Here is a 24,541-nt window from a genome sequence, read left to right on the forward strand (position 1 = left end):
ACTTACCAATCATGGAAGGAGCGCCTCGTGCGTGTTTTCGCCTGTCCTGACTGTGGGAGCCCGGTTTACTTCGAGAACTTGCGGTGCGGTTGTGGGTTTGAGATCAGCTACGATCCGGTGGCCGAGGCAATGGTGCAGCGCACCCGATCCTGCGCCAATCGCGCGGTGATCGCATGTAACTGGCAGCCAGAGGAAGATGGCGCGCTCTGCCCGTCCTGCGCGATGACCAATACGCGTCCGGACCTCAGCGTCGAGGGCAATGACGTCCTTTGGCAGCGGGCCGAAGCGGCCAAGCGTCAGGTCCTGTCTCAGCTGATGTCGCTTGGCTGGTTTACTTCGCAGGATCTTGGCGCGCGGCCAGTGTTTGACCTGCTTGCGGAGCAAACGGCTCAAGGCCAGATACAGCCGATGATGGGGCATTTGAACGGGTGCATCACAATCAATGTCGCCGAGGCAAACCCCGCAGAAATCGTTGCCCGGCGTGAGGAATTTGACGAACCCTTTCGCACGATGATCGGGCATTTTCGCCACGAGATCGCGCATTTTCTGTTTCTCAGATTGTCTGAGCTTCCAAATTTTTCGGACCGATTTCGGTGCCTCTTTGGGGATGAGCGAACGGACTACGCCCAGGCTCTGGCACAGTACCACGATGCTGGTGCGCGCCCGAAATGGCGGGAGGCGCACATCACGCGCTATGCGGCGAGCCACCCCCATGAAGACTGGGCTGAAACCGCCGCGCACGCGCTTCACTTACGCGACGTGGTCGAGAGCGCGGGCGCCGTCAATCTGGGGCCAAAAGCCATGCCAGATGACGCTGAGCACGCGATTGCCACAGCTCTCGACCTGACACTTGCGCTGAACCACGTGAACCGGTCCATGGGGCTTGGCGATCTCTATCCGTTTGTCGTTTCCCCAGATGTGCGTGCCAAGCTGCGCTTTGCCTTTAAGGCGCTGTCTGAAGGTCCTGTTCCTGATCGGACTGCGACCCGACCCGGCGCGCAGGGATGAGTCTGACCTCGCGGGAACGCTTGGGTCTCTGATGCGTTAACCCAGTAGCCTCAATACGGCGCATCAGATGGAAAACCAGATCAAAGGAGCTCAGCATGAATTGGGATCAAATCGAAGGTGAATGGAAGCAATTCAAAGGCAAGGTTCAGGATGAGTGGGGCAAGCTGACCGGCGACGAAATCGACCGGATCGATGGCAACCGCGAACGCCTCGAAGGCACAATTCAGTCCAAATACGGAAAGACGAAGGAAGACGCCAAGAAAGAGGTCGACCGCTGGCTCGAAGACGCCTGAGCCTTCAGCCTTGTTGTCAGCAAAAAAGAGAGCCGGATCACAGGATCCGGCTCTTTTTGGTTTGCGTTGGACGTGGCTTCTGGAGAGTGCTTCGTCTGCTACGACATTTGGGCTTCGCCGACCGTGTCCGCCATGGTTGCACCGCGCTTGCCCATGGGCTTGGGGGCACCGATCGTCGTGTCCACTTTGGTCTGATGCTCAACCTCGGCGTTCAACTGGCCGCCGATCAGAACAACGAAGGAGGTCAGCCAGAGCCAGAGCAACAGGATGATCACCCCGGCCAAAGCGCCAAAGCTCTCATTGTAGCTGGCGAAATTGGCGACATAGATCGTGAAGCCGACGGACGCGACGACCCAACCGATACTCGCGAAGATCGAGCCGGGAGAAAGCCAGCGCCACTGGGCGTTGGTCCGCGATGGACCAAAGCGGTAGATCACGGCAAGCCCCACGGTCAGAAAGCCGAGCATGACCAGCCACGCGGCGATCTGCGCGGCCCAGAAGGCAAAGCCACCGGACGACACCAGGGCCAGAACCGCTGGCAGGATGGCCAAGACGAGGCTGGCGAGTATTGCGCCCAGCACCGCCAGCGCAGTGATGCCGATAACCTGCAGCGTCTTGGTGGCAAAGCCGCGCTTTTCTTCTTCATCATAAGCGATGTTGAGCCCGACAAAGAGGGTATTTACCCCGCGTGACGCGGACCAGAGCGCGAGGCCGATGGAAACGGCAAGAGCCAACCCGAGACCATTGGATCTGGACACTTCAGTTGCCTGGCCGATCACGATTTCAAGCACTTCGGGCGGGACGATGCCCCGCAGTTGCTCCATTTGCGACAGGATCGTGCCCGGGTCGAGGAGCAATCCACCTATTGCCAGAACGGCTGTGATCGAGGGGAAAAGGGCGAGCATCGAAAAGAAGGCGACACCGGCCGCCACGAGGCTCAAGCGTTCTTCGACAATGCGGGTCTTGATCCTCAACAGGATATCGTACCATCCCTCAAGTGGGATCTCGGAGGGGCGATTGGCGTCTCTTCCACGTGTCACGACGGTCTCCCTTGCTGTGGCAATTCGGAATGAAGCTGCTGAACCAACGTGCAACCCGCCGCGTGGGTTCCCCGCAAGCGTCACCGGTTGCTGCGCTCTTAGGTCGGCACGGCAAGGCGCACGCATGCCAAAGGCGGCGCCGACGCCGCCTTTGCAGGGACTTTCAGAAGACTGATGTCAGTTCAGCTCGTTCAAGCCGCGAGATGCGCTTCGCCGACGAACTCCCAAGCCTTGGCGGCTTCATCCGCGGAGAAGGCCTTCGCTTTGACGGGAATGATCTTGTCCATGAAGGCGATCATTTTCTGAGCTTTGGACGGGGCACCAATCACGGCATAGCGGTTCAGTTCGCTGAGCGCACGGAACCGGGATTCGAGTACGTCTCCATCGAACAAACTGTCCCAATCGCTGCCGGTGAAGGCCGACAGATCGAGCAGCATATCGATCTTGTCATCATGCCGATCGAATGCGGCGTTCATAAACTCTGCCAGAGCCTCGGCTGCGTCGTCATCCATATGCCCCGCAACGCGAAACGCATAAAGCGTCGGTGACGCGGTTTCGATCTGGGTGATTGCTCCGTGTTGAAACATGGTCATGTCACATCTCCTGTTCTTGTGCTTTGCCAGATCAACGCCGGGACAGAGGGAAGGTTCCTTCACCTGCCGGCGCATCCTTGCACAGCGTGACGGACTAGGCCGCTTCGGCAGGTGCCGCGGTGGGAAAGACCTCCCCGGCCTCGTCGCGCTCGATCCGGGCCCCGAGGGCCAGGATTTCCTCCCGTGCGAGACAGGCCACATCCCAGGACGTGTTCGGGTCTGAACAGGGCAGCGCGAACCAGACTTCTTTGCCGAACACGTCCTGCCCCGCCACGCGCACATTGACCTTGGACAAGTCGCCCAGCTCTTCCGGGTCAAGCCCGGCCACGATCTCGTCGAACCCGGCTCGGAGCCGATCGACATCTGCGTCATGGGCGCATTTGATCTTGATGATACGCAGCATCTCGGGATCTTTCATCGTCCAGTTCTCGAAGGGCGTGGAGACAAACTCCTCCACCGGAACGACAAGGCGCGTGCCGTCCCAATCCTTCAGTTGCACATAGGTGAAATTGATCCGCTCCACATGGCACAGGTAATCTTTGTAGACGATGCGGTCGCCGATGCGCGCGGATTGGTTCAGTGCAATCTGCAAGCTGGCCATGATGTTCCCAAGCACTCGGCGGGCCGCAAAACCCAAGACAAGGGTCAAGGCACCGGCGGTCCCCAGCAGTGTCAGACCCAGGTTCTGAAAGAGGTTGGTTTGCGACAGGAACACCCCTCCGCCGATCAAGACGATAGCCACAGTGAAGGCACGGCGTGCGGCGGCCACTCTGGTTGCCATAGAGCGCATGTGCATCTGTTGGCGTTGGGTCAGATCGGTCTCATCAAACAGGGTCAGGCTGTCGAGCACGACATCCGCCACATTGACGACCAGCCAAAGCCCCGAGGCCAAAAGGCCAAGCCAGGCAAAGGGTGTGAGGATCGTGCTGATCTGTCCCGAGAATACCAACAAGTTGACCCCGGAAAACAGGGCCACGCCTGTCGCCACCGCCGTGGCTGCCGGCCCGCGTGACGCCGCAACAGCACGTTGCACCAGCGGGCTCTCGGCGCGGTCCCGGGCCCGGCCGAGGATGCGCCAAACCAGGATCGCGCAGGTCAATGCAAGTCCCAAAAGCACGGGGAGGCCGATGACTTCCCACCACATGAAACCAAATCCGGCTTGCTGCTTCAGAGGCGCTGGCAAGAGACGCTCCAGCGGCGTGGGGCCATACGCCGCGTAAAGCGCCGGGATGTCACCAACGGTCCGGCGCGACATCACCCAGACCGGCTCCCCATCCAGCGCCTGAACCCGGTCCAGACGGATGGAGGCCGGATGCCCCTGAACCTCCAATGTCCAGAGCAGCAGGGACTTCCGCGGCTGCCCGATCATAGGGTCCGAGGAGCTGCCGGACGTTTGCATGGCGTCCGGTCGGTCGACCACTTTGTCCCAGTCGATAACCGCTTTGCGACTGATCACAGTGAAGAGCTTGCGCGCCAGATCCGCGCCAACCTGGGCCTGCACGCTGGCGTCGAGGCCGTTGAGGTTCAGAAGATGAGCGGCCTTGGCCCAGTTCTCCTGCCGGGCGTGGAACAAAAAGCTTTCCAGGGTTGCACGGGGCGTTGTGCGATCAATTTCTGGTCCTGGGGCGGACAGACCGGAATTCAGCGTTTCCAAGCAGTAGGCAGGCGTATCACCGCAGCTCCCAGACGGGTGCTGAGCGACTGACGGGCCAGACAACAATATAACGGCCAATAGACCAAAAAAGACTTTGCGCATATCAGGACAACGGCCCTGAGCCTGCTTTGTTCCACTGCGCGGCCCAGAGGGGTTGGGGGGGCGGCGTCGCTGGCTTGTCCTCTGTCCGTACCGATCCGAGCCATGCTGGGGGTGCAGGCCACAGATCGCAGCTTGTTCAACGCGCTACGTCGGTCCTTCGGACCTCCTGCATTCGCGCGCGTTTGCAGCCATGCAGCCTAGCTGTCACTCATTTCTGCCAACTCATCCATGATCTGATCTTGCTCATTGCCGATCCGATAAGCGATCCGTTTGAGTTTGGTTTCCGCAAGGCGCCGCGTTTCCGGATCGAGGTCGTCCCGCCAAACAGACCAGACAGGGTAGGCGAATGCAGGCGCATCGGGCACGAGAAACAGCCGTTCAGTGTCCAGAAAGCCCTTGATGTGGCGCGCTGGCAGGTAAGCCGCAGCTTTTCTCCCGGCAACAAACTCGGCCGCCATAGCCCCAAGCGAGAGGACCAGGCCAGAATTGGAGAGCATCGGAAGCTCCAACGCGAGCGCGTGCAAGACCTCCGGGCCCCAATCCACATAGATGTAGTACGGCTGGATGTCTGAGATCGTGCCGGGAAATGAGGCTGCCAGCACAAGCTCTTCGTCGATCACCTTTTGAGCGGACAGACCCGGGCGCAGTTGTGGGCTGTACGAAAGGCCGACTTGCGCCACGCCCTCGATCAGGAACCGGGTTATGCGATCGGGCATGCCGAGTTCCGCGCGAATGCTGAGTTCCGGATTCTCAGCGCGCATTTCATCAAGCCACTGGAACCCCAACCGGGGCCAAAGAGAATACTGGGCCGCCACGCTGAGCGACTTCGTGTAGCCTTCGGGGAGTGCAATCTGCTGCCGTGCTTCTTCCCAGATTTTGATCATCGAGAGTGCATAGCGTTCGAACTCTCGGCCTGCCGCAGTCAGCTCAGCTCCCGCCTTTGATCTGTGAAACAGGGTCTTGCCCAACGCGTCCTCCAACCGCTGCACGCGCAGGCTCACGGCTGACTGCGTCACGAACAATCGGGAGCTTGCATGCATGAAAGACCCGGTTGAGGCCACTTCGAGGAAGGTGCGGATCAGAGCGATATCCATGAGGGCTATCCATGAGAATTTCTGTGATTAACCATATTTCCTATTCGTTTTTCTTGATTCTGGAAGTCCCTTAAACCGGATCCCCGGGACAAGCAGCGCGCTCTGAGCTCTTTCACAGCAATCATGGAGAACGAACTGCGGTGCGGCTTTCCCAAATGAAACGCGGAACTTGAACCGTCTGGATAGGAAACTCGGAAATGATCGTCATCTTTGCTCGTAAAGCTGTACTCGCAACTTTGGTCGCCGCGGCACTGGCTGTATCCGGGTGCTCGACGAACCAGGCCATCGACACCACTGTGGGCGTCGCTGCCGGTGCCACAAAAGTCGTCGCGAAGGGCGCAGTCGGCGCAGGCAAACTGGCCTATAGCGGCGGTAAATCGGTCGTCGGTGCGTTCAACAACTGACGATCGGTGAAGGATGATCAAGGTGTTTCGGAAAGCGCGCCACGCTCCGTTTCACCTTGTTCACCGGTCAAGGCGGTCACGAGGAGTTGGCTCGTACATCTCTGCACTTGGCCGGAGCCATTCAGGTGGTTGGGGGGAGACCTCACTCTCCCCATGATCGTGGTCCGAAAAGAACGCTCATCCGTCGAAGACGTGATCGCAGCAAACGCATTTGGCCCAGAGGGATCTGAAACCCGTCTTACACAATCGACCGTCCCGAGGTGAACGGATCAGAGCGGTATTTTTCTGCACGAGACATACATGTGGGTGATGTACTTTTGAGTGGTCGTCACCTCGGCAAACATAATTGACGCAGCCCCACGCTCTCACTTTTGCTTGCAAGGCCCGCGAGCGTGGGGCTGCGTCGCTTCGCATCCCAGTCTCCTGTTTTCTTAGCTATGCTTGGTTGCGACTCAGATCCGCCGTAGTCGCTATCGGCGATTAACGAGAGCTTCGAGATCAAAGACTCTTTGTACCGGCGATGGTTATCAGGTTGCGGCCGCGGTCGTGGATACGCTCCACCGCGGGGGGCAGCCGCGCTTTCGGCGTGCCACTTACCTCGATGGCGTTCTCGATGGCCAGCACCCCGGCGGCGATGTTGACGATCTGGGTCAGATCATCTTGCGCGGTATTGTTCAGCACATTCTCCGACAAGGCCACGACCCTCTGCGACACAGGCACAGTGATCCCCTCGAAACCGTCTATCTCGCGCAACAGACGTTGAATGCGTTGTAAGACCTGAGCTTCCCCAGTCGCATCGGTCTATGCCTCGATAAATCCGTCGGTTTCCACGGTGGTGCTCATCGGTGCTTGGGCTGGGGCAAGGCTTGCGAGGGGAAGCAAAAGGGTCAAAAAAGCTAGGAACAAGGCACGCGTCATAAGGATTTTTTCGCAATCATGAGGTCCAGGCCGGACTGGAGAGGGGGGCTCGTGCGCCACAGGCGGCAAAAAGGGGGCCAGTTGGCCCCCCTTTCTCATCTCAGCGGGGGGCGTTTTACTGCCACCACTCTTTTTCGACCGGCTGCTTGGCCTGAAGCTCTTCCTCCGAGAGACGCGTGACGAACACAAACTCACCGTCATCATCTGGCTGAGTCCGATTCAGATCGTTCATGTCGATCATCACATGCGCATCTCCAAGACCGAGGAAGCCCCCGACCTCGGCGATCAATCCGCGGATGCTGCCTTCGGGACCGACGACGATCTCCGCCACATTCCCGATGTTTTCCCACTCGTCGGCCACTTCGGTGTAGCGGGGCGTTACAAACCACTCGCCGGTGTCCAGCTCCGCGCTCACCGTGTAAATGTCGGCACCGATGATGTCACTGGCGCGCAGAAAATCGCTGCGATTGTCCAGATCGATCGGCGCCATCTGAGAGCTGTCTGCGATATCGTCCAACTCGCGCGTATTGCCCATCTCGGCTTTCGCGGCGAGCGTCTCGACGTTGTTCTCACCTTCGGCCATTGCACCTTCGACCACCCGCTTAGCATCGGCAGCCGCATTTCGGGTTGCTTCGACAGCCTCATTTGCGGTTTCGGCCACTTTGTCGCCTACCACTTCCGCAGAGTTTTCAACGCGCTCAGCAACGACTGCAGCGTCGGCCTTCAGCGTCTCGGTCACCGTGCCACTCGCTGGCTCGTTCGCGCCCGCGCCAAAGGCGAGAGAGGTCAACGCAGTCGTTGCGACAAGAGTTTTTGCAAACCGGATCATTCTACATCCTCCTTGAGATAGAAGCTCGTTCCAGGCGAGCCAGGTGTGCGTTCAACTCACTATCGGCAGATGAGTTCCCATGAGGGCCTTAAGCGCAACTCGGGTGTCGCTTGGGCAGCACAAAACCGGCTCTGCCCCGTCCGAGCGGACCAAACAGAATTTCATACCGATTGGCCGCATCTCCTAAGCTGGGATTTACGGACTGCCACCGCACATGGTCGGGCGACTTGAGCGAAAACGGCGTCTTGCGGGGAAGGCTTATTGTTCCGTCCACACTCCACTTTCATATGGCACGAAAACGTAGAGCTGGGTCGGTCTGGAGTATCCGGCACTTCAAAGAGCGTTTGTCGAGTGAACAAGATACGATTTCTTAGGGTCAGGCCCCATTGGTTTCAGCCTAGGGGCGTGTTTTACGGTTCGAAAACGAGCGGTGAACATGTCTGATTTTTTCTGGCTGACGGATGTACAGATGGCGCGTCTTGAGCCTTTTCCCCAAGTCCCGTGGTAAGCCTCATGTCGATGACAAGCGTGTTCTGATCGGAATTATCTTCATCAATCACAATGGCTTACGATGGTGAGATGCGCCGAGAGAATATGGCCCGCACAAAACGCTCTACAACCGTTGGAAGCGCCGGAGCGATAAGGGCATCTTTGCTCAGATGATGGTCGGCCTGGCCGCTGATCATGGCGAGCAGACGACGGTCATGATCCCTCTCGGGACATCACTGACGTGATGCCCTGCCGGGCAGTGATCGAAATCATGTTCGGCAGGTTGAAGGATTGGCGGCGTGTGGCGACACGATACAACCGCTGCCCGAAGGTCTTCCTCTCGTCCATCGCCCGGGCCGCCCTCGTCAATTGCTGGCTATGAGTCCCGACCCTAATAATCGCCTAGCTCAAAGCACGGATTGGCATGTCGCAAACCCTGCCCGACAGCCGTCAATAGCCCGTCTACAGATCAAATTTGTTGATCTGTAGGGCAGTCATTTGGTTTTGAGTGAGGTGTCTGGTGGTGGAATGCTGATCGGCAGGCAGGGAGCTGGCACAGTCAAGCGCCGGACTGAATGATCGGATTTGATCGCCTGCCTCGGGAGGAGAAGCAATGACATCATCAATTCCGCACGACCCGCCTGCCGGTATGGACCGCCGGGCGTTCTTACGGCTCGTCAGCAGATACGGGTTCACCGCCGCAGCGGTAGCAACCGCGTCCGGGGCATATATGTCGAGCGCGGCGCTGGCACAATCGGTCTCGGAAGAGCGCGAACGCAAAGCCGCCGCCGAGCATACGATGATTGTGGCCACGCCCTATGTCTTGGGCGCGTCGCGGAGCGTTCCGCTGATGCAGCTCGATTTCAAGGAAAACATCCAGAACATGACCAACGGAAAGGTCTATGTTCGGCTGGCCCCAGGCGGTGAGCTCGGAGTGGGCAGCTCCCTTGCCCAGAGCGTGCAATCCAACACGATCCAGGCTGCGCAGCATTCGCTCGCCAACTTCGCGCCCTTCGCGCCGATCGTCGATCTGGTCAACATTCCCTACTGGTGCGGCAAGAACCAGCAGGCGGTCAATCTGGTGAACTCGCAGCAATGGGCCGATCTGGTCAATCCCAGCATCGAGGCGCGCGGCTTCAAGGCCCTGTGGTATGTCACCATCGATCCGCGCACGATTGCGCTGCGCCGAGGCTTTGACCAGCCGATCCGGACGCCGGATGATCTTGCCGGGGTCAAGATGCGGATCCCGGGCTCCGAGATCCTGTCGCAGCTCTACCGTCTGCTCGGCGCGAACCCGACGCCGATTGCCTGGGGTGAAACCCCGAGCGCGATCACGCAAGGCGTGGCCGATGCGCTGGACCCCTCGGTGCAGGGGCTGCAGATCTTTGGCTTTGACGCGATCCTGTCCTGGGTCACCTTTGCCCAGACCGTGCCGAACACGCAGGTCTATTCCTGCAATCTCGACTGGTTCAACGCACTGCCCGGCGACGTGCAGGAGGGGATCCTCTTTGCATCGGAAGTGACCGCGCATCAGAACCTGTCCAAGGTGCCTGCGGCGCGCGCGTTTTCCATGTGGGATCTCAGTCAGGCGGGGGTGCAGTTCTACGTGCCCAATGATGACGAGATGGGCGAATGGGTCGCCCGGGGCGGACATCAGTTGCCGGACTGGGACCCGTTCAAGATCGAGCTCGCAGGATCCATCGCGAATTTCGAAACACTCAATGAGGCGGCGAACACCCGTGGGAAATACGTTGTCCACGACGTTTGAACGCGTCGGGAGCGGCAGGACCCGCGCGGTCTGTGGCTCCCGCTTCCAGATCCGTGAGATCGCAAGAATGCCATGGTCATGATGGCCCCTTTGACCGAGCAGGATCGTGTCGTGATCATCGGCGCCGGTCATGCCGGGGGGCGCGCGGCAGAGCGACTGCGCGCTCACGGGTTCGCGGGAGGGATCACTCTGGTCGGCAAGGAAGACGTCGCGCCCTACGAGCGCCCGCCTTTGTCGAAATCGGTTCTGCTGCGGTCGGGATCCGAAGCGGACACGTATTTGCAGGACCTTGCATGGTACGCGGGGAACCGGGTGACCTTGCGCCTGGGCCAACTGGTCACGCGGATCGACCGGGACGCGCGCAAGGTCTTCCTGCTGGATGGCGAGACGTTGCCCTATTCCCGGCTCATAATCGCAACGGGCGGGCGGCTTCGCGACTTGCCCGTGCCGGGGGCAGATCTGGACAATGTGCTGTCCCTCAAGACGATGGCCGATGCAGTAGCGCTCCGCGCCCGGCTCGACACCGCCCGGCGGCTGGTGGTGATTGGTGGCGGGTTCATCGGGCTCGAAGTGGCGGCCAGCGCGCGTGCTCTGGGCTGCGAGGTAACGGTCGTGGAGGCAACTGAACGATTGATGGGCCGCGCCGTGCCAAAAGAGATCGGCGCGCGCGTGGCGGCGGTCCACGAGGCGCGCGGCACGACAGTGATGCTGGGATGCGGGGTGCAGGCCCTGATCGGAGAGACCGCAGTGAACACTGTCGTTCTGGCGGATGGCCAGAGACTCGCGGCAGATCTCGTGGTGGTCGGTATCGGAATCGCGCCGGAAACCGGATTGGCCGAACAGGCGGGTCTTGAGACCGCGCAGGGCATTCTCGTTGATGACCAGTGCCGGACCTCGGATCCAGGGATCTTTGCCATCGGCGATGTGGCCTGCCACAGGGCGCGCGCCGCCCGGCCGGTGGAAAGCTGGCAGAATGCCGAGCAGCAGGCGACACGGGTCGCCGCGGCCCTCATGGGATGCCCGGCGCCCGAGCTAGAGCCGCCCTGGTTCTGGTCCGATCAGGGGGATCTCAACCTGCAGATTGCCGGCACCCCGGTGCACTGGGACGGCGCCATGTCCCGCGGCCGCATGGCAGAGGGGTCTCTTCTGCTGATCCAGATGGACGGCCAGCAGGTGACAGGCACGATCGGGTTGAATGCGAAAAAAGACATGCTGTTGATGCGCAAACTGCTCAAGGCCGGATGCCCCGTCGACGCCGACAGCCTGACGGATCCGGAGCAGCCGCTCAAAAAGACCGTGATGGCGGCGCTGCGAGCCTGAGCGCGCGCGGCCACGCGGTTCGACCGAAGACTTAACTGATCAGGGATCATCACCATGGCAAAGCAGACGCTGCTGGAGCTGAAAAACCGGGGCTCCGCCCCTCAACTCACCATGGTGCACGTCTCCTCGGCTGAACAGGCCGAGGCGGCAGAGGCCGCCGGGATCGATATGCTATGTGGGCCCTTCCTGCCCCAGACGCGGACGTTCCCGGCGGCAGCGCCGAACACGATGTATCGGTTCGGTCTGAAATACGGGCAGTATGTCTCGGCCGATCAATGTCTGCGCGCGGCCTTTGACGCGCTCGAATGCGGGGCGGACATCATCTACACGGCCCAAAGCCTTGAGTTCGTCGAGGCGATGGCCAAACAGGGCATCGCGGTCTGCGGGCATCTGGGCCTTGTACCCCCAAAGGCCAGTTGGACAGGCGGGCTCCGCGCTGTGGGCAAGACGGCCGAACAGGCCCTGACCCTGTTCCAGCAGATCAAGGATCTGGAGAATGCCGGGGCCTTCGCCGTCGAGCTTGAGGTGGTGCCGGACCGCGTGGCGGATGAGATTGCGCGACGCTCGTCACTGGTCACGATTTCCATGGGCGCGGGCACAGGCTGCGATATCCAGTATCTCTTTTCCAGCGATATCCTCGGCGAGGCTGGCCCGCGCGTGCCGCGCCACGCCAAGGTCTATCGCGATTTCAAGGCGGAGTATGACCGGCTCCAGCAGGAGCGCATCGCCGCCTATCAGGAGTTCGCACAGGATGTGCAGTCCGGCGCGTTTCCGGGGCCGGGCAATCTGGTGCGGATCTCGGACGAGGAATACGCCAAGCTGATGGCGCATCTCGCGTAGTTTACGCGTCCTTCGCGGCCATCGACTTCAACCAGCGAATGAACCGGTCCGCCAGATCGGGCGAGGACGACTGCGTCCGGTAATAGAAGCCAGGCCCCTTCAGCGCGATATCGAACGGCTGCACCAAAAGGCCCGCGTCCCGCTCAGGCTTGGCGAACCGATTGGCGAGCACGACGCCCAGCCCATCCGCCGCGGCTTTGATCCGAACGTTGGAATCGGTCATGCACAGGCTCTGGATGGTTTCGGGCTCAGCCACCCCGGCCAGGGCCAACCAGTCCGACCAGGGATCCAGATGGGGGGCCAGCTTCAACAGCGGGTATTTGAGCACATCCTCGGGCCGGTTCAGGGTCGCGGCGATCTCGGGCGTGCAATGGACGGTCATGTCCGTGGGAAACAGCAATTGCGCGGCCTGTTGCGCGGCCGCGTTCTTGCTCCAGTAGATGACCACATCACTGTCTTCGGCGCCCTTGCGCATGTCGTGGTCGAGATGGATGCCGACATTCGGATTCCGCGCCGACCAACTGGACAAACGGGGCGACAGCCAGCGCAGCGCGAGATAGCTGCTGAGCGTGACCGAAATCGTGCGTTTTGCGCCGATGCCAAGCTTGTCGACCCCCTCCTGCAGTTGTTTCAGCGCCGCCGCGACCACAGGCAGGAACTCTTCGCCATCCTTGGTCAGTGCAATGCGACGGGTCAGCCGCTGGAACAACAACACACCGAGATCGCTTTCAAGTTTTGCAATCCGGTAGCTGACCGTTGGTTGGCTGAGGTTCAGCTCATCCGCCGCCAGATTGAAGCTTCCCAGGCGTCCAGCGGCCTCGAAAGCCCGCAAATTATTGATCGAAGGAACGTGCCCACCCATGCCGTTTTATAGATTTAATTCCTTGATCCATCAAGCCGCGTTTTGACTTTGATCGCTGTGCCGGCCCGTGAAACCTTGAACCATCGCAACTGAGACAGACAACGAAAAGGAGGCCTGGACATGTCATCTGCCACTCCAGAGTCAGGGCTGGCTTTCGGCCGGGATCAGGTGATCTCGAAGAAAGAGCTCAAGCAATACATGAAACGATCCGACCTGCCGGGTCTGATCAACTTCTTCGGCCATATGGGCGTGATGATCTTCACGGGGTTTCTCGTCTATCAAACCCTCGGAACATGGTGGGTCGTGCCCACCATGGCGATGCACGCGGCAGTGCTCGCGTTCCTCTTTGCCCCCTGCCATGAATGCAGCCACGGCACGCCGTTCCGGACCCGCTGGCTGAATGAGGCAGTCTACTGGGTAGTGTGCCTGATCTACATGGTGCCGCCGACCTTCTTTCGCTACTACCACGCCACCCACCACACCTATACGCAGATCCGTGGCAAGGATCCGGACATGCTGCCCGAGCGGATGACCGTCGTGGATTACATGGTGTATGTGTCTGCCTATGCGTTCTGGAAACGTGGCTTGATCTGGATGTTCAAACACCCGTTTGGCAAGATCGCAGAGTCCCAGAAATACTTCATCCCTGAGAGCGAAGTGCCCCGTGCCACCCGCGAAGCGCGGATCATTCTGGCCATCTATTTCGCCGTATTTGTCGCTTCGATCTACTTCCAGAGCCTGCTGGCCCTGTGGCTGTGGATCGTACCGCGCCTGGTGGGGGAGCCGCTGATGCGCTGGATCCGCTTGTCGGAGCATGGCGAATGCGAGGAAGGCCCGGATCTGCGGACCAATACCCGCACCACCAAAACCTCGCGGCTGGTCTACTTCCTGTTCTGGAACATGCCATATCACGCCGAGCACCATCTCTGCCCGATGGTCCCCTTCCATGCGCTGGGGCGGATGCATGAGGCGGTGAAGGACAAGCTGCACCCGGTGGGCGAGAGCTATCCCAAGGTGCATGGCGAAATCCTCGAGAAGATCTCGAACAAGCAGGGCGTCACCTGGGAACACCCCCAGACGTCGTCCTAGGGCCCGCCCCCGCACCAGCCGGCGACCCCGTCGGCTGGTGCGCGCGCAGCAACCTTCCATAGAAAACAAGGGTCACAGAATGTCGGAATGGATCCAGGCGTGTCACACGTCGGAGATTGATGAAGAGGACCTGATCCGTTGGGATCACGGCGACAAAACTTACGCGATCTACAACACCCCAAAGGGGTTTTTCTGCACCGATGGGATGTGCACCCATGAAGCGCAGCATCTCGAAGAGGGGCTGGTGATCGACGATGTGATCGAGTGCCCGCTCCATCAGGGGCGTTTCAACCTGATCACCGGCAAGGCGCTCTCGGCACCGGTCTGCGAAGATCTGGCGACCTACGAGGTCGATGTGCGCGATGGCGTGGTCTTTGTCCGTGTCTGAGGCGCAAGCTGTCACCCACCGGACCGCCCGGCGGGTGCGGATCTGTGCCGATGGCTGATCCCTTCGATCTGACGGGCAAGGTCGCCGTGGTGACCGGGGCGTCCTCGGGCCTCGGTCGCCAGGGTGCGCTTGCCCTGGCGCGACGGGGGGCCAAGGTGCTGGCGGTGGCCCGGCGGGCCGACCCCCTGCGCAGCCTCGAGGGGGAGCGTATCCGCGCCGTCCCCGGGGATGTGGCGGATCGAGCCGGCCTCGACGCGCTGGTCTCTCGTCTCACGGCGCCTTTCGGCGCGCCGGACATCGTCGTTCATGCGGCGGGGCTGAACTTGCGTCAGATCGCTGACGACGTCACCGATGAGGGGTGGGACCAGACCCTCGCGGTGAACCTCACAGCGCCCTTTGCGCTGTCCCAGCGTCTGGTACCGGCCATGAAGGCGCGCGGCTGGGGGCGGATCGTGAACTACGCCTCGGCCCAAAGCACAAGGGCCTTCCCGGGGGGCATCGCCTATGGCGCGAGCAAGGGGGGTATCGTCCAGCTCACGCGCGCCATGGCCGAAGCCTGGTCCCGTTACGGCATCAACGCGAACGCGCTCGGACCGGGCTTCTTCGAGACGGAACTGACCGAGGCGGTCTTCGCCGACCCGGACCGGGCCGCCCGGAATGCCGCTCAGACCTGCATTGGACGGAATGGTCGGGACGGCGATCTCGACGGGCCGTTGGTGTTTTTGTGTTCGCCGGCGTCGAATTTTGTCACCGGGCAGCTCCTGATGGCCGATGGGGGCTTTACCGCGAAATGACGGCGCCTGCCTCCCAGGGCGCTACATGGTGGGGGGAGATCAAGACACCAGCTCCCCCCAAATCTCGCGTCCATTGAGCTTCTTCGACGCCCCACTTCCCTGATCTTTCCAGCCCTCTACGTTCAGCGGAGTGTTTGGTTGCTAACCTCAATCAATCCAGGACTTGCGTCTTCCGGTCGCTTCACCAGTGTCTGTGTAGACATCACATGCGCTCTCAAAAATCTGGGTGCCGGATGAAACTGCCCTTCATGCAAGGCCGAACGTCCGCAGTTTGGGCGTCCTGCGGCCATTAGATCGGCCGCAGCATGTTCGCCGGACGCACATCTCGCCTCAGGCGTGAACGGCCCTTGCCTGCCGTTGACCACCTCATCTTGATGCTGCGGTCACAGCCCGCATTACTGACGTTCGCCGCTACAGCAAAATCAGTGGATCATCGAATTCACGAAGCGCGGACGAATCTTGCATACCTTTGTTCCTGTTGAACTGCTGCTACAGATAACTGAAGAAGAGCTCCAAGTTAGCCATCAACGGTTGTTTTTTGCACGTGCTCATCCCATGTGCACACTATCTGAAATGGAGATTTCATGTCCCGGTAAGGAGGGGAGGCAGCGCGCCTCCCGGAGCATATACAACACCTGAAACACTGCCGTCCCTTTGTAGCGGACGGAAGGTCTTGATGCGCTCACTCGCTTCCTACCGTAAGCGCCCAAACCTGAATTGGGCCAGAGACATGAAAGTGCACACCCTATGACAAGGGATTACTCAGACTTCCTTCCTCGACGCGCGTGCGACGCCGGATCACATGGCAAACTCAGCCCCCTCCAGGCCTTGGGGTGGCAACCCTTCTTCGCCCAACAAATCAGTGTGGACGATTTGTCCGCGACACCTCCCGTTCGCGTCGTTGAAGTGCATCGCAGTGGGCTGCACACCCTTGGTGACAACATTGATACTGTACTTCCTCCCAGATCGGATGTGACCGTCGGGGATTGGCTGAAGCTGGATCCATCGCACCCGCGATCCAGTCGGGTTCTTGAGCGCGCAAGCCTCATCAAGCGGCGCGCGCCCGGCACAGACCGGCAGGAACAGCTGATCGCGGCGAACATTGATACGGCCTTTATCGTGACGTCCTGCAATCAGGACTTCAAAGTGGCCCGGCTGGAGCGTTATGCCGCCCTGGCGTTTGAGGCACGGATTACGCCTGTCATCGTCGTCACAAAGACCGACCTCGTGGCGGATGCTCAAAGCTACATCGACGCGGCACGCTCTGTGTCGGAGATGATCGACGTGATCGCACTTGATGCACGCGGTTCTGCCCCGAAATCCGAACTTGCGGCCTGGTGCAATCCTACCAAGACGGTGGCGTTTCTGGGCTCTTCCGGCGTTGGGAAATCGACGCTGACCAATGCCTTGCTCGACAGCCAATCTATCGAGACCCAGGACATTCGTGAGGACGACGCAAAGGGACGGCATACAACAACGAGGCGCGAGCTTCATACGATGCTCAATGGTTGCCTGATCCTGGACACTCCAGGCATGCGGGAATTGCAGCTCACCGATGCGGCGGAAGGGATCAACGATCTTTTTTCTGACATTCAGGAATTGGCCGCGTGCTGTCGCTTCAACGACTGCCAACACGAGACCGAGCCGGGATGCGCTGTTCTGACGGCTATAGATGAGGGCGTTCTCGATGCCGGTCGGCTTGGCAGATGGCGCAAGTTAATGGCGGAGGACGCGTTCAACTCCGCAAGCCTTGCGGAACGCAGGTCTCGCGACAAGGCGTTCGGAAAAATGGTGCGCGGCGCTAAAAAGATCAAAGATGTCAGGAGGTAGGACGATGACGCAGTCGAAAGCGGGTCAAATCGTATGGCACGACCTTTTCACATCGGACAGGGCGTGTTCGATGGCATTCTACCAGCACGTCGCTAACTGGACATATGAAATCGAGCGGGCGACGGATTTTGCCTGGGGTGGCGGCGAGAAGGATTTCGTCCTTGCCCTATCCGGTGACGAAGCGGGTGCGGGGTTGGCCGAGACGCCTCCGGAGCAGGAAAATGGCTGGATCGCTTACGTCGAGGTTCCTGATGTGGACGTGGCAGTCAAGCGCGTCGGGACGCTCGGAGGCGAGATTGCTCAGGAGCCGTTCGAGGTGCCGGGTGTCGGGCGCAATGCACTCGTCCGCGATCCGCTCGGCGCACTCGTGGGAATTTCGCTGTCTCGGCATAACTTTCCAGTGCCGCGCCAACAGTTCGGCCCGGAAGTGTACGTCAACAACGGGAATGAATTCCCACAGGCGTTCTACGCCAAACTCTTCGGATGGCAGCTCTCCCCCCAGCGAGACAGTGAATGCGTCGCTCTACTCGGTCGTTCGGGCGATCTGGTTGCGATCCAACATGTCGCGACTTGGCAATCAGGTTCAAACGCTGCTTGGGTCCCGTGCATCAAGGTTGCTTCAGTCCCCGATGCCTGCCGAGCTGCGGAAACCCAAGGGGCGCGGCCGGCTTCAGTGGATATGAATGAAACCGGTCAAGTCCATAACCCCATCCTGTGTGATCCAGACGGCGCGCCGTTTGCTTTTGGCATCGAATAGACGACCACTTTCTAGCAACTCGCCAATTCTTCACAGGAACTGCAGAGCAGATGTTTGTACGTTCTGCAGCATCTGTCGCTCAGGAATCGTTGCCGCCATGAGAACAACCGCAGCATCTTATCGGATTGCACGGATCGTGGCGATGAGGACGGCCCAGAGCTGCTGTTCAAGCAGACCTACCCTAAGGGCCGGTGTCAGCCGAAACCGTACCTTCCTGCGTACCTATTTTTTGGGATCATGCATCAAGGGAACAATGTGATGCCGCGTATAGAAAGTGCAGCCGGAATTGGCACATTTGTGTTCAGTTCTAAAATATAGACGTTGACCTTCGATATCTTCGGAAACGACAACATGGTCATTTGCGGCGACAAGTCGTTCCTTCCAAGTTTGCAGGACATTTCGACTATCGCCTTCTCGGTGATAAATTATCAGTTCGCCGTGATCACGGTCTTCCATAGCAGTGCCGTACCTAGTCGACAGTTGCTGAAACCCGTCATCCAGCCATCCATAATCCGAGTGAACCTTAGCTTCACCCAGCCATAGAAAGTTGCCACTTGCTCGTACCACAAGATCGCAATGGCCGTTCACGTCTTCCTCACGTCTTGCGGGAATACCACACACAGTGAGCATGTCTGCCAAGTGACGTGTCAGTGTGTTCTCACCCAGTTTCTCTTTGTCTTTCCTGGCATCCACCAATCTGCCATAAAAGTCCGCCAAAGCTTCTTCTATCAGCTCTATGCGCAGTTTCGAGCACTTCGCGATCTTCCACCGCAGTCCTCGCAACCCCTCGTCATCCCCGAAAATGTTCAGATAATCTCGAACTGAAAGATCTTCGGCCCCCATCTTATGCGTCACTCCGCAAAGAATAGAAAAACCTGACGTGTTCGAGAGGATCGTCAACCAAGTCCCCGGTTACAGGATGCACCAACTTGCCCGTGAAAAGCAGGCCTTGAAAATCCTCGTCTTCCAAGTGCAACTGACCTTCGTCGTCGTCATCGAGATATCCATGCATTTCCAGTATTGCGCCCTCGAAGGTACACAAGACGCTCAATGCTGGTAAGACTTCCTCGGCCCGCGAACCCTTCTCAAGCCTTTCCCGAAAGTAGGACAACCCAAGATGCCGTCCGTCTCCGGGCCGAATTTTCGACAGGATATCAGTTAACGCCAAGCATACGGCTAGCGTTTTAGGCTCCAACTCCGACGAAGCCAGACTCTCCCTGAACTCTCCAATATCCATGCCCATACGCGATATCGTTCAGTGCTCAAGTTTGGCCTTTTTGCCGAGCCGTTCAATAGCGAACTCGTAATCAGACGCGCGTACGCAGTTTTTAATCAGAGCGCCAGATATCAACGGGTCCTTACTGTTGCCACCAGACGGACCGGATGCGGCCAGTGTCACGGAAGGTATGAAAGTCAGATCATCTTCCCGAAAGCCCCACTCCACTGTGATCCTGTAAATCGCGATCGCATCTACCGCTTCCTTGCCAGCAACATGGTACGCTTCGGTTCGCTGATCGGCGTCCCTCCTGCGGCGAGGCATCTTTTCGTCTTTGATCGCTCCCGTAGTTGTCTGGAAGGTCATCTGTGTGACCGTACCTTCCGTAGCGTCGTCATAGAACGGACGAACAGCAGGGAAGAGATTTACTGACCCCTCAAGTGAAGCCACCCCCCACGAATTCACTTCGTCCTTGAGGCGAGAATGCAAAGCATGAATATCCGCTTCAACGATGCCGCGAGGTGAATCCACCCGAACTTCCAAGAAATCGCGATGGTGCGGCAGCCACACAACATGGTACATCTGCACCGGCCTACGGGCGAGGCCTATGACCTCTTCGTACCTGCCACGCATGTCTTCTGGTTGTCCGAAGTCTTCGAATGAGATTTCTTCCCTCGTCTTCACCCAAAGCAAGGAAGAGAAAAGAATGCCCACGCCATCTTCGTTGCTTTCAACCCGAACGACATTCAGGTCTCCCGTACCGTCAGACAATACATCGTCGGGAACCAAATAGGGATATGCCTTCGCAGCAGGCGCTTCGCTAAGTTCAGCCTCTACAATTTTTGCTTGCAGTGCCGAGCGCTGAGAGGGGTCAACCGGGTACAATTTGGTGAACTTTTCACCGCACAAAAGATGCTCAACCAGACAGTCTTCGAGCTTGCCGTACTCAACTTCTACGCCGGTCTCTTCTACCTTTTTGAGAGTTTGATCCCACCCGTGGCCGGTCGCTACTCCCCCCATCCGAAGAAGCATTCGTGCATTCGTCCACGTCATCCTGTGACGCATCGTTCTCAACGTTTCTTTCATCAATATACTTCAACCAGCCTCCGTGCGCGTTAAATAATTTATAGGAGAAGTATTTTCTGGACACCACCCACCACAGATTAAGAAACTGCAGACAGTAATCGGAAGATTATTCAGGTGAGGAAAAATTTTTTTTTGGGCACAGATCACGCGTATTTTTCACTCTATGCGCATAGCTGGCATTTGAGGCAAATGCAGCGAATTTCCGGTTTCCGCCCATTATGCTGATTTCCGCTCCTTCTTCCTGTTTTGATTTTTCAGCGTCTGCGCGCGGTCAGTTCTTTCATCACTCCGTCGACCAAGGCGATCTTCTCGGCGTCGCTGAGGGGCATTTGCGCCACCTGCCCGGTGTGCTGCGAGGGGGGCTCCAGCAGGTCGAAGCGCTGAGCGTCGGTCAGTTTGCCGTAATGCGTGTCGGTGATCTGTTCGTTCTCATGGCCCATGTTTTGCGACCAGGCCTTGCGCTCGGCGGCTGTCAGCGCGCGTTTGTCCCGCTCGGCGGCGATGGTGTGTTTGGCCGCATGCGGGCTGTACCTGGCATGGTGGTTTCGGCACGCCACGCGGAAGGCATGGGTCACCGCATGGGTTGAGGTCATCGCTGGGACAGGCCCAGGGCCAAGCCCCGAGGCTTTGCGGTAGCCCGTGAAGGCGCGGTCTTACGGGAAGAGCGCGTCCTCTGGCGCAGACCCAGCCCGCCGCATGAACGCCACCCAATCGCAGACCGCCTGCCCGAACGCCTTCGGGGTCGGGAACCAGGCGATCACCAGGCTCTTGCCGTTCTTGGTCCGGGACGCGCGTCCGTCCTGGATGATCCTCCGCGTCGCGCAATCCACATCGCCAAGGCGCAAGGAGATCAACGCATCTGCGCGCAAGGCTCCCAGAAAGGCCAGGGCAAAGATCGCGCGGTTGCGCAGATCGATAGCGCGGTACTTTGGCATCTGCGCCAAGAGCGCTTCGGCCTCTGCCAGGTCAGGGTACGTTCTGGGGGCGCGCGGCAAGGCCCTGGCATAGACCGCCCGGGGCATGTCCAGCGCATCCGGCAGGTCCCGGGGCAAGGACCGATAGCCCTTCCGCTTGCCAAGCCATGCGAGGAAGTCCTTGAGATGAGAGACGAGATGCTGAACCGTTGAGGGCGACTTCGGCGTCTCCGCCCCCGGCTTCAAGGCCGCCTTCAAGTGGTCGCGGAAGCCATGGCCATCCTCCAGCGTCAGCGTCGTGAAAGGTTTGCCGCCGAGGAAGCGCTCGAACTGCCGGATCGCCGAGAGATGCCGATCCAGGGTCTTCTCGCTGAACTTCCCCGCATAGCGCTGCCATTGAGAGAGGATCGCGTCGTTTTGACCGTCGGGACCAGCGCCGGGTTTCCCAATACCAGCGGGGACCGAGGTCTTTTCTTCGTGTGCGGAGTCCCGCTTGGTATTGGGATCGAGCATCCCGGCAATTGCCGTCGAATGATTGGGGTCTCCGAACCTGACAACCCTTGCTGAGCAGTCCGGGCAGACCGCCTGCCTTATGTGCATGCCCGACGCTGTGCGCCTGAACTGGATGGTGTTTGGGTCCGGCAAGACCGCCAGTTTGCAGGCGAGACATTTGAATTCGCCCGGGCGCAGCTGGGTGCGCGCGCGGGCGCGACGCGCCCTATGGAACGCCTCCACCGCAGAGCCGCGGAATAAATTGTATTGCCCGCGCACAGAGGGCGTCAACCCGCGGCGCACCCAGTTCGAGATCGTGTTCCGGCTCACGCCGTACACCATCATCAGGTCCTCGACCGAATAGACCCGATGCCTCTTCAAGCGGATGCTTTTGTAAGATCGAGACATGGCCAGCCCCCAGCCCGCGTCATTCGGACCCCTGACGGATTGCTCGCCGTGGGCACAAAATACGCCGAACTTGCCGACGCCGCCGATCCTTTACTGGCGAAGGAACAAGAGAAGATCGACGCCGCCATCCGGTCTGTCGCGTCCCATCAGGAAAAGATGGTGAAGGCGATGGACGAAGCGTTGGTCTGCAACAAGACGGCCACTGATGCGCCCCTGCGTAGCGACATGCGCGCCCACCTTCGTGTATTGGGCCACCACAAGGCTTCCTATGAAGCGATCAAGGCGGCGACGAACAAGGACAAGACACTGGTCTATGTCGTGCTGACCAGTCCGCCTGCACTGATGGGATTGAAACCCGATGACATCGAAACCGTGCGCAGTGAAGCCCGGAAGTCGTTGAACCCAGAACTGTTCAAGGCCCATGCCGAGGCGGGAAAGGTGATTGAACGGATGATCGTCGCCAGCAAGGCCATCGGCAAAAAGCGCGAAAAGGTCGCGTCATACCGGATCGCCGATCAACAGGCCGCGAACGACGCATTGAAAGCGCTGCGCAGCACGGCCCGCGCATAACAGCATCGCGCTTGGGGGGTTATGCGGATTTTCCCCCAGCGCTTATCCACGAGGGAACCCATACCCCTTGTGCGTAGGCGTCGATGATGGTTCAGGTTCCGGCTTCCCGGCTGTCATCGACGCCTCTTTTCCTACGTCGAAGACTGCTATCGCTGTGCAGTTTCACCGAAACCATCCTTCATAAGCGCTTCGAGCATGGGACAAGCAACACTGCCATCCTCACAGTTTTGCGATAGGCTTTGAAGCGCATCTCGTAGCCGCAATAGGTTGGCGATCTTAGCGTCAATGTCCGCCAAGTGATTTTCGGCAAGGTTTTTCACCTCTCCGCATGACCGCGCATCCTCAGCGGCAAAAGACAGGAACGTGCGGATGATATAGATTGGAAAGCCCAAATCCCGGCAGCGCCCAACGAAGCGAAGTCGCGCAATCTCATCTGTGGAATAGAGCCTACGCCCGCCTGACGATCTGCCCGGCTTTGGAACGATGCCTTCGCGTTCGTAATAGCGGATGGTCTCCACGTTCAAGCCACTTTGTTCAGACGCCTTCCCAATGGTGAACATTTCGCTTGCTCCTGTAGTTACTACAGGAAGTAGATATACACTATGGACGCAGTGAACACACAAGAATCCAAAGGCAAGGAAGGCTTTGCAATGCGGCTGGCAATGCCACTTGCAACCTTGCTGGCCCTTTTGTCGGCTTCTTGCTGTGTTCTGCCGATTGGGCTGTCGATCCGTGGCTTGGGTGGGGCATGGCTCACGATGCTTGGACCGTTCATCGCCTACCGCGTTTTCATACTATCTGGGATTGCGGTCGCGCTAGCTTGGGCATGGTATCGAGTGTTGCGGGTGCATCCATGCGCCTCTCGCAGGCGATCTTCAATCATCTGGGTAAACCTCGCCTCATTCGCCTTCCTGATCGCAGCATCATCACCGCTTTGGGAGGCTTCTGCCCAACGGTTTATGTGGGATTTGTGGAGGTCTACACGATGAAGAACAAACTTCTTGTCGTTGGACTGACCGGAACCGCGTTGGCGGCATTGTGCTGCTTTACGCCGCTCCTGCCGATTGTTCTGACGACGCTTGGGCTGACCGGTCTGCTTGGCGTCCTTTACAACGATGCTGTTTTGTTGCCGATGCTTGCAGGTTTTCTCATTCTGACGGGGTACGCTATATGGCGACAGAAGACGAAAAAGTAGTTCTGGAATCTACTCTCACCTGCCCCTCATGCGGGCATGTTGAGACGGAGACCATGCCAACGGATGCCTGCCAGTGGTTCTATGAATGCAAAGCCTGCAACATCGTCCTAAAGCCACTCGAAGGTGATTGTTGCGTTTACTGTTCTCACGCGACGGTGCCCTGTCCGCCGATCCAAGAGGGCAAGTCCTGCTGCGCATAGCCGACTTTCATCGCATCGCAGAAGCTTGGTAGGTTTCAGCTCACAGCCGCCACTTTCCGGGTTGGAGCAAAGGTGGACGGTAAGGTTCTATGAGCGAAATACCGGTGGCTGCGTCTCGGTTCCGAAAACACCCAATACACATTGTGGCAAAAGTATCACAAAGTTTCCACCCCCAAGCGTACCCCAAGCGCCTGATTGAGAATATCCGTGCGGCAAATCACCGCCAAAGCGTTTGGCGGTAATTACCTGATTTTAAACGATTTTTTATGGCGGAGACGAAGGGATTCGAACCCTCGAGACGGTTTCCCGCCTACTCCCTTAGCAGGGGAGCGCCTTCGACCACTCGGCCACGTCTCCGCTGACCCGTCTATCAGCGGGGTGTGAGGGA

27 protein-coding genes, 1 tRNA gene and 1 pseudogene are annotated in these 24,541 nt (G+C 59.0%); 16 read left to right on the forward strand and 13 right to left on the reverse strand.

The window, feature by feature from the left end; translation table 11 throughout:
- Window positions 1-27 precede the first annotated feature (27 nt).
- Both ACP153_RS20090 and ACP153_RS20095 read left to right on the forward strand, forming a co-directional pair.
- The gene (locus ACP153_RS20090) at window positions 28-1,008 is read left to right on the forward strand and encodes a zinc-binding metallopeptidase family protein (RefSeq protein WP_424972803.1); all 981 of its coding nucleotides are present in this window, start codon (window positions 28-30) and stop codon (window positions 1,006-1,008) included.
- Window positions 1,009-1,103: 95 nt separating this feature from the next.
- Window positions 1,104-1,301 carry a CsbD family protein gene (locus ACP153_RS20095; protein WP_424972804.1) on the forward strand — a complete coding sequence of 66 codons (198 nt, stop codon included), beginning with the start codon at window positions 1,104-1,106 and terminating at the stop codon, window positions 1,299-1,301.
- Between the two features lie 98 nt (window positions 1,302-1,399).
- Here ACP153_RS20095 and ACP153_RS20100 read toward each other — a convergent pair whose 3' ends face one another.
- From ACP153_RS20100 to ACP153_RS20115, 4 genes are all read right to left on the reverse strand, one after another.
- Entirely contained in the window at window positions 1,400-2,341 is a 942-nt protein-coding gene (locus ACP153_RS20100) for a YihY/virulence factor BrkB family protein (RefSeq protein ID WP_424972805.1), read from the reverse strand.
- Between the two features lie 191 nt (window positions 2,342-2,532).
- On the reverse strand, window positions 2,533-2,934 hold the full coding sequence (locus ACP153_RS20105) for an STAS/SEC14 domain-containing protein (RefSeq protein ID WP_424972806.1): 402 nt from the start codon (window positions 2,932-2,934) through the stop codon (window positions 2,533-2,535).
- A gap of 94 nt (window positions 2,935-3,028) precedes the next feature.
- Entirely contained in the window at window positions 3,029-4,507 is a 1,479-nt protein-coding gene (locus tag ACP153_RS20110; protein WP_424972807.1) for a mechanosensitive ion channel family protein, read from the reverse strand.
- Between the two features lie 380 nt (window positions 4,508-4,887).
- Complete coding sequence (locus tag ACP153_RS20115; protein ID WP_424972808.1) at window positions 4,888-5,784, reverse strand: LysR family transcriptional regulator; 897 nt, start codon at window positions 5,782-5,784, stop codon at window positions 4,888-4,890.
- 197 nt (window positions 5,785-5,981) lie between these two features.
- Between ACP153_RS20115 and ACP153_RS20120 the strand changes: the two genes are divergently transcribed.
- Window positions 5,982-6,188, forward strand: coding sequence for a hypothetical protein (locus ACP153_RS20120; RefSeq protein WP_424972809.1), 207 nt, complete (start codon window positions 5,982-5,984; stop codon window positions 6,186-6,188).
- Between the two features lie 498 nt (window positions 6,189-6,686).
- On the opposite strand, the gene ACP153_RS20125 is transcribed toward ACP153_RS20120, so the two are convergent.
- Both ACP153_RS20125 and ACP153_RS20130 read right to left on the reverse strand, forming a co-directional pair.
- On the reverse strand, window positions 6,687-6,941 hold the full coding sequence (locus ACP153_RS20125; RefSeq protein ID WP_424972810.1) for a hypothetical protein: 255 nt from the start codon (window positions 6,939-6,941) through the stop codon (window positions 6,687-6,689).
- Between the two features lie 280 nt (window positions 6,942-7,221).
- On the reverse strand, window positions 7,222-7,935 hold the full coding sequence (locus ACP153_RS20130; RefSeq protein ID WP_424972811.1) for a PRC-barrel domain-containing protein: 714 nt from the start codon (window positions 7,933-7,935) through the stop codon (window positions 7,222-7,224).
- Window positions 7,936-8,371: 436 nt separating this feature from the next.
- On the opposite strand from ACP153_RS20130, the pseudogene ACP153_RS20135 reads away from it, so the two are divergent.
- From ACP153_RS20135 to ACP153_RS20150, 4 genes and pseudogenes are all read left to right on the forward strand, one after another.
- Window positions 8,372-8,806: pseudogene (locus ACP153_RS20135) on the forward strand (transposase).
- A gap of 231 nt (window positions 8,807-9,037) precedes the next feature.
- Window positions 9,038-10,192, forward strand: a complete 1,155-nt coding sequence (locus tag ACP153_RS20140; RefSeq protein WP_424968777.1) for a TRAP transporter substrate-binding protein — start codon at window positions 9,038-9,040, stop codon at window positions 10,190-10,192.
- A gap of 78 nt (window positions 10,193-10,270) precedes the next feature.
- The gene (locus tag ACP153_RS20145; RefSeq protein WP_424972812.1) at window positions 10,271-11,512 is read left to right on the forward strand and encodes an NAD(P)/FAD-dependent oxidoreductase; all 1,242 of its coding nucleotides are present in this window, start codon (window positions 10,271-10,273) and stop codon (window positions 11,510-11,512) included.
- Between the two features lie 54 nt (window positions 11,513-11,566).
- Window positions 11,567-12,352 carry a 3-methyl-2-oxobutanoate hydroxymethyltransferase gene (locus tag ACP153_RS20150; RefSeq protein WP_424972813.1) on the forward strand — a complete coding sequence of 262 codons (786 nt, stop codon included), beginning with the start codon at window positions 11,567-11,569 and terminating at the stop codon, window positions 12,350-12,352.
- Window position 12,353: 1 nt separating this feature from the next.
- On the opposite strand, the gene ACP153_RS20155 is transcribed toward ACP153_RS20150, so the two are convergent.
- Complete coding sequence (locus tag ACP153_RS20155; RefSeq protein WP_424968780.1) at window positions 12,354-13,214, reverse strand: LysR family transcriptional regulator; 861 nt, start codon at window positions 13,212-13,214, stop codon at window positions 12,354-12,356.
- A gap of 120 nt (window positions 13,215-13,334) precedes the next feature.
- Here ACP153_RS20155 and ACP153_RS20160 point away from each other — a divergent pair, with 120 nt between their 5' ends.
- From ACP153_RS20160 to ACP153_RS20180, 5 genes are all read left to right on the forward strand, one after another.
- Window positions 13,335-14,303, forward strand: a complete 969-nt coding sequence (locus ACP153_RS20160; protein WP_424972814.1) for a fatty acid desaturase — start codon at window positions 13,335-13,337, stop codon at window positions 14,301-14,303.
- A gap of 79 nt (window positions 14,304-14,382) precedes the next feature.
- The gene (locus tag ACP153_RS20165) at window positions 14,383-14,691 is read left to right on the forward strand and encodes a Rieske 2Fe-2S domain-containing protein (RefSeq protein WP_424968782.1); all 309 of its coding nucleotides are present in this window, start codon (window positions 14,383-14,385) and stop codon (window positions 14,689-14,691) included.
- 50 nt (window positions 14,692-14,741) lie between these two features.
- Window positions 14,742-15,485, forward strand: coding sequence for an SDR family NAD(P)-dependent oxidoreductase (locus ACP153_RS20170; protein ID WP_424972815.1), 744 nt, complete (start codon window positions 14,742-14,744; stop codon window positions 15,483-15,485).
- A 747-nt stretch (window positions 15,486-16,232) separates the two neighbouring features.
- Window positions 16,233-17,315 carry a ribosome small subunit-dependent GTPase A gene (gene rsgA, locus ACP153_RS20175; RefSeq protein WP_424972816.1) on the forward strand — a complete coding sequence of 361 codons (1,083 nt, stop codon included), beginning with the start codon at window positions 16,233-16,235 and terminating at the stop codon, window positions 17,313-17,315.
- A 4-nt stretch (window positions 17,316-17,319) separates the two neighbouring features.
- Window positions 17,320-18,072, forward strand: coding sequence for a VOC family protein (locus ACP153_RS20180; protein WP_424972817.1), 753 nt, complete (start codon window positions 17,320-17,322; stop codon window positions 18,070-18,072).
- 222 nt (window positions 18,073-18,294) lie between these two features.
- Here the strand turns inward: ACP153_RS20180 and ACP153_RS20185 are convergent, their stop codons facing one another.
- From ACP153_RS20185 to ACP153_RS20200, 4 genes are all read right to left on the reverse strand, one after another.
- Window positions 18,295-18,972 carry a hypothetical protein gene (locus ACP153_RS20185; RefSeq protein ID WP_424972818.1) on the reverse strand — a complete coding sequence of 226 codons (678 nt, stop codon included), beginning with the start codon at window positions 18,970-18,972 and terminating at the stop codon, window positions 18,295-18,297.
- Window positions 18,973-19,327: 355 nt separating this feature from the next.
- Window positions 19,328-20,341, reverse strand: coding sequence for a hypothetical protein (locus ACP153_RS20190; RefSeq protein WP_424972819.1), 1,014 nt, complete (start codon window positions 20,339-20,341; stop codon window positions 19,328-19,330).
- 287 nt (window positions 20,342-20,628) lie between these two features.
- Entirely contained in the window at window positions 20,629-20,967 is a 339-nt protein-coding gene (locus ACP153_RS20195; protein WP_424972820.1) for a hypothetical protein, read from the reverse strand.
- A gap of 60 nt (window positions 20,968-21,027) precedes the next feature.
- Window positions 21,028-21,801, reverse strand: a complete 774-nt coding sequence (locus ACP153_RS20200; RefSeq protein WP_424972821.1) for a tyrosine-type recombinase/integrase — start codon at window positions 21,799-21,801, stop codon at window positions 21,028-21,030.
- A gap of 85 nt (window positions 21,802-21,886) precedes the next feature.
- Here ACP153_RS20200 and ACP153_RS20205 point away from each other — a divergent pair, with 85 nt between their 5' ends.
- Window positions 21,887-22,144: a hypothetical protein gene (locus tag ACP153_RS20205; protein WP_424972822.1), complete on the forward strand. Its 258-nt coding sequence runs from the start codon at window positions 21,887-21,889 to the stop codon at window positions 22,142-22,144.
- Between the two features lie 92 nt (window positions 22,145-22,236).
- The gene (locus tag ACP153_RS20210; RefSeq protein ID WP_424972823.1) at window positions 22,237-22,758 is read left to right on the forward strand and encodes a hypothetical protein; all 522 of its coding nucleotides are present in this window, start codon (window positions 22,237-22,239) and stop codon (window positions 22,756-22,758) included.
- 146 nt (window positions 22,759-22,904) lie between these two features.
- Here the strand turns inward: ACP153_RS20210 and ACP153_RS20215 are convergent, their stop codons facing one another.
- Window positions 22,905-23,318, reverse strand: a complete 414-nt coding sequence (locus ACP153_RS20215) for a MerR family transcriptional regulator (protein WP_424972824.1) — start codon at window positions 23,316-23,318, stop codon at window positions 22,905-22,907.
- 266 nt (window positions 23,319-23,584) lie between these two features.
- On the opposite strand from ACP153_RS20215, the gene merF reads away from it, so the two are divergent.
- Both merF and ACP153_RS20225 read left to right on the forward strand, forming a co-directional pair.
- Window positions 23,585-23,953, forward strand: coding sequence for a mercury resistance system transport protein MerF (merF, locus tag ACP153_RS20220; protein ID WP_424972825.1), 369 nt, complete (start codon window positions 23,585-23,587; stop codon window positions 23,951-23,953).
- Window positions 23,929-24,153: a GDCCVxC domain-containing (seleno)protein gene (locus ACP153_RS20225; RefSeq protein WP_424972826.1), complete on the forward strand. Its 225-nt coding sequence runs from the start codon at window positions 23,929-23,931 to the stop codon at window positions 24,151-24,153. The genes merF and ACP153_RS20225 overlap by 25 nt, the downstream gene beginning before the upstream one ends.
- Window positions 24,154-24,420: 267 nt before the next feature.
- Here the strand turns inward: ACP153_RS20225 and ACP153_RS20230 are convergent.
- Window positions 24,421-24,510, reverse strand: a tRNA-Ser gene (locus tag ACP153_RS20230).
- Between the last annotated feature and the right edge of the window lie 31 nt (window positions 24,511-24,541).

This window comes from Dinoroseobacter sp. S76, assembly GCF_049801095.1.
Taxonomy (GTDB): Bacteria; Pseudomonadota; Alphaproteobacteria; order Rhodobacterales; family Rhodobacteraceae; genus Dinoroseobacter.

Excerpts from the sequence above, each read along its gene's own strand:
- ACP153_RS20140 (WP_424968777.1), top strand. The coding sequence starts at position 9,038 with ATGACATCATCAATTCCGCACGACCCGCCTGCCGGTATGGACCGCCGG.
- ACP153_RS20130 (WP_424972811.1), bottom strand. The coding sequence starts at position 7,935 with ATGATCCGGTTTGCAAAAACTCTTGTCGCAACGACTGCGTTGACCTCT.
- ACP153_RS20115 (WP_424972808.1), bottom strand. The coding sequence starts at position 5,784 with ATGGATATCGCTCTGATCCGCACCTTCCTCGAAGTGGCCTCAACCGGG.
- ACP153_RS20190 (WP_424972819.1), bottom strand. The coding sequence starts at position 20,341 with ATGACGTGGACGAATGCACGAATGCTTCTTCGGATGGGGGGAGTAGCG.
- ACP153_RS20150 (WP_424972813.1), top strand. The coding sequence starts at position 11,567 with ATGGCAAAGCAGACGCTGCTGGAGCTGAAAAACCGGGGCTCCGCCCCT.
- merF (WP_424972825.1), top strand. The coding sequence starts at position 23,585 with ATGGTATCGAGTGTTGCGGGTGCATCCATGCGCCTCTCGCAGGCGATC.
- ACP153_RS20095 (WP_424972804.1), top strand. The coding sequence starts at position 1,104 with ATGAATTGGGATCAAATCGAAGGTGAATGGAAGCAATTCAAAGGCAAG.
- ACP153_RS20195 (WP_424972820.1), bottom strand. The coding sequence starts at position 20,967 with ATGACCTCAACCCATGCGGTGACCCATGCCTTCCGCGTGGCGTGCCGA.
- ACP153_RS20120 (WP_424972809.1), top strand. The coding sequence starts at position 5,982 with ATGATCGTCATCTTTGCTCGTAAAGCTGTACTCGCAACTTTGGTCGCC.
- ACP153_RS20205 (WP_424972822.1), top strand. The coding sequence starts at position 21,887 with ATGCCCGACGCTGTGCGCCTGAACTGGATGGTGTTTGGGTCCGGCAAG.
- ACP153_RS20180 (WP_424972817.1), top strand. The coding sequence starts at position 17,320 with ATGACGCAGTCGAAAGCGGGTCAAATCGTATGGCACGACCTTTTCACA.
- ACP153_RS20170 (WP_424972815.1), top strand. The coding sequence starts at position 14,742 with ATGGCTGATCCCTTCGATCTGACGGGCAAGGTCGCCGTGGTGACCGGG.
- ACP153_RS20105 (WP_424972806.1), bottom strand. The coding sequence starts at position 2,934 with ATGACCATGTTTCAACACGGAGCAATCACCCAGATCGAAACCGCGTCA.
- ACP153_RS20215 (WP_424972824.1), bottom strand. The coding sequence starts at position 23,318 with ATGTTCACCATTGGGAAGGCGTCTGAACAAAGTGGCTTGAACGTGGAG.
- ACP153_RS20145 (WP_424972812.1), top strand. The coding sequence starts at position 10,271 with ATGATGGCCCCTTTGACCGAGCAGGATCGTGTCGTGATCATCGGCGCC.
- rsgA (WP_424972816.1), top strand. The coding sequence starts at position 16,233 with ATGACAAGGGATTACTCAGACTTCCTTCCTCGACGCGCGTGCGACGCC.
- ACP153_RS20155 (WP_424968780.1), bottom strand. The coding sequence starts at position 13,214 with ATGGGTGGGCACGTTCCTTCGATCAATAATTTGCGGGCTTTCGAGGCC.
- ACP153_RS20160 (WP_424972814.1), top strand. The coding sequence starts at position 13,335 with ATGTCATCTGCCACTCCAGAGTCAGGGCTGGCTTTCGGCCGGGATCAG.
- ACP153_RS20200 (WP_424972821.1), bottom strand. The coding sequence starts at position 21,801 with ATGCTCGATCCCAATACCAAGCGGGACTCCGCACACGAAGAAAAGACC.
- ACP153_RS20165 (WP_424968782.1), top strand. The coding sequence starts at position 14,383 with ATGTCGGAATGGATCCAGGCGTGTCACACGTCGGAGATTGATGAAGAG.
- ACP153_RS20225 (WP_424972826.1), top strand. The coding sequence starts at position 23,929 with ATGGCGACAGAAGACGAAAAAGTAGTTCTGGAATCTACTCTCACCTGC.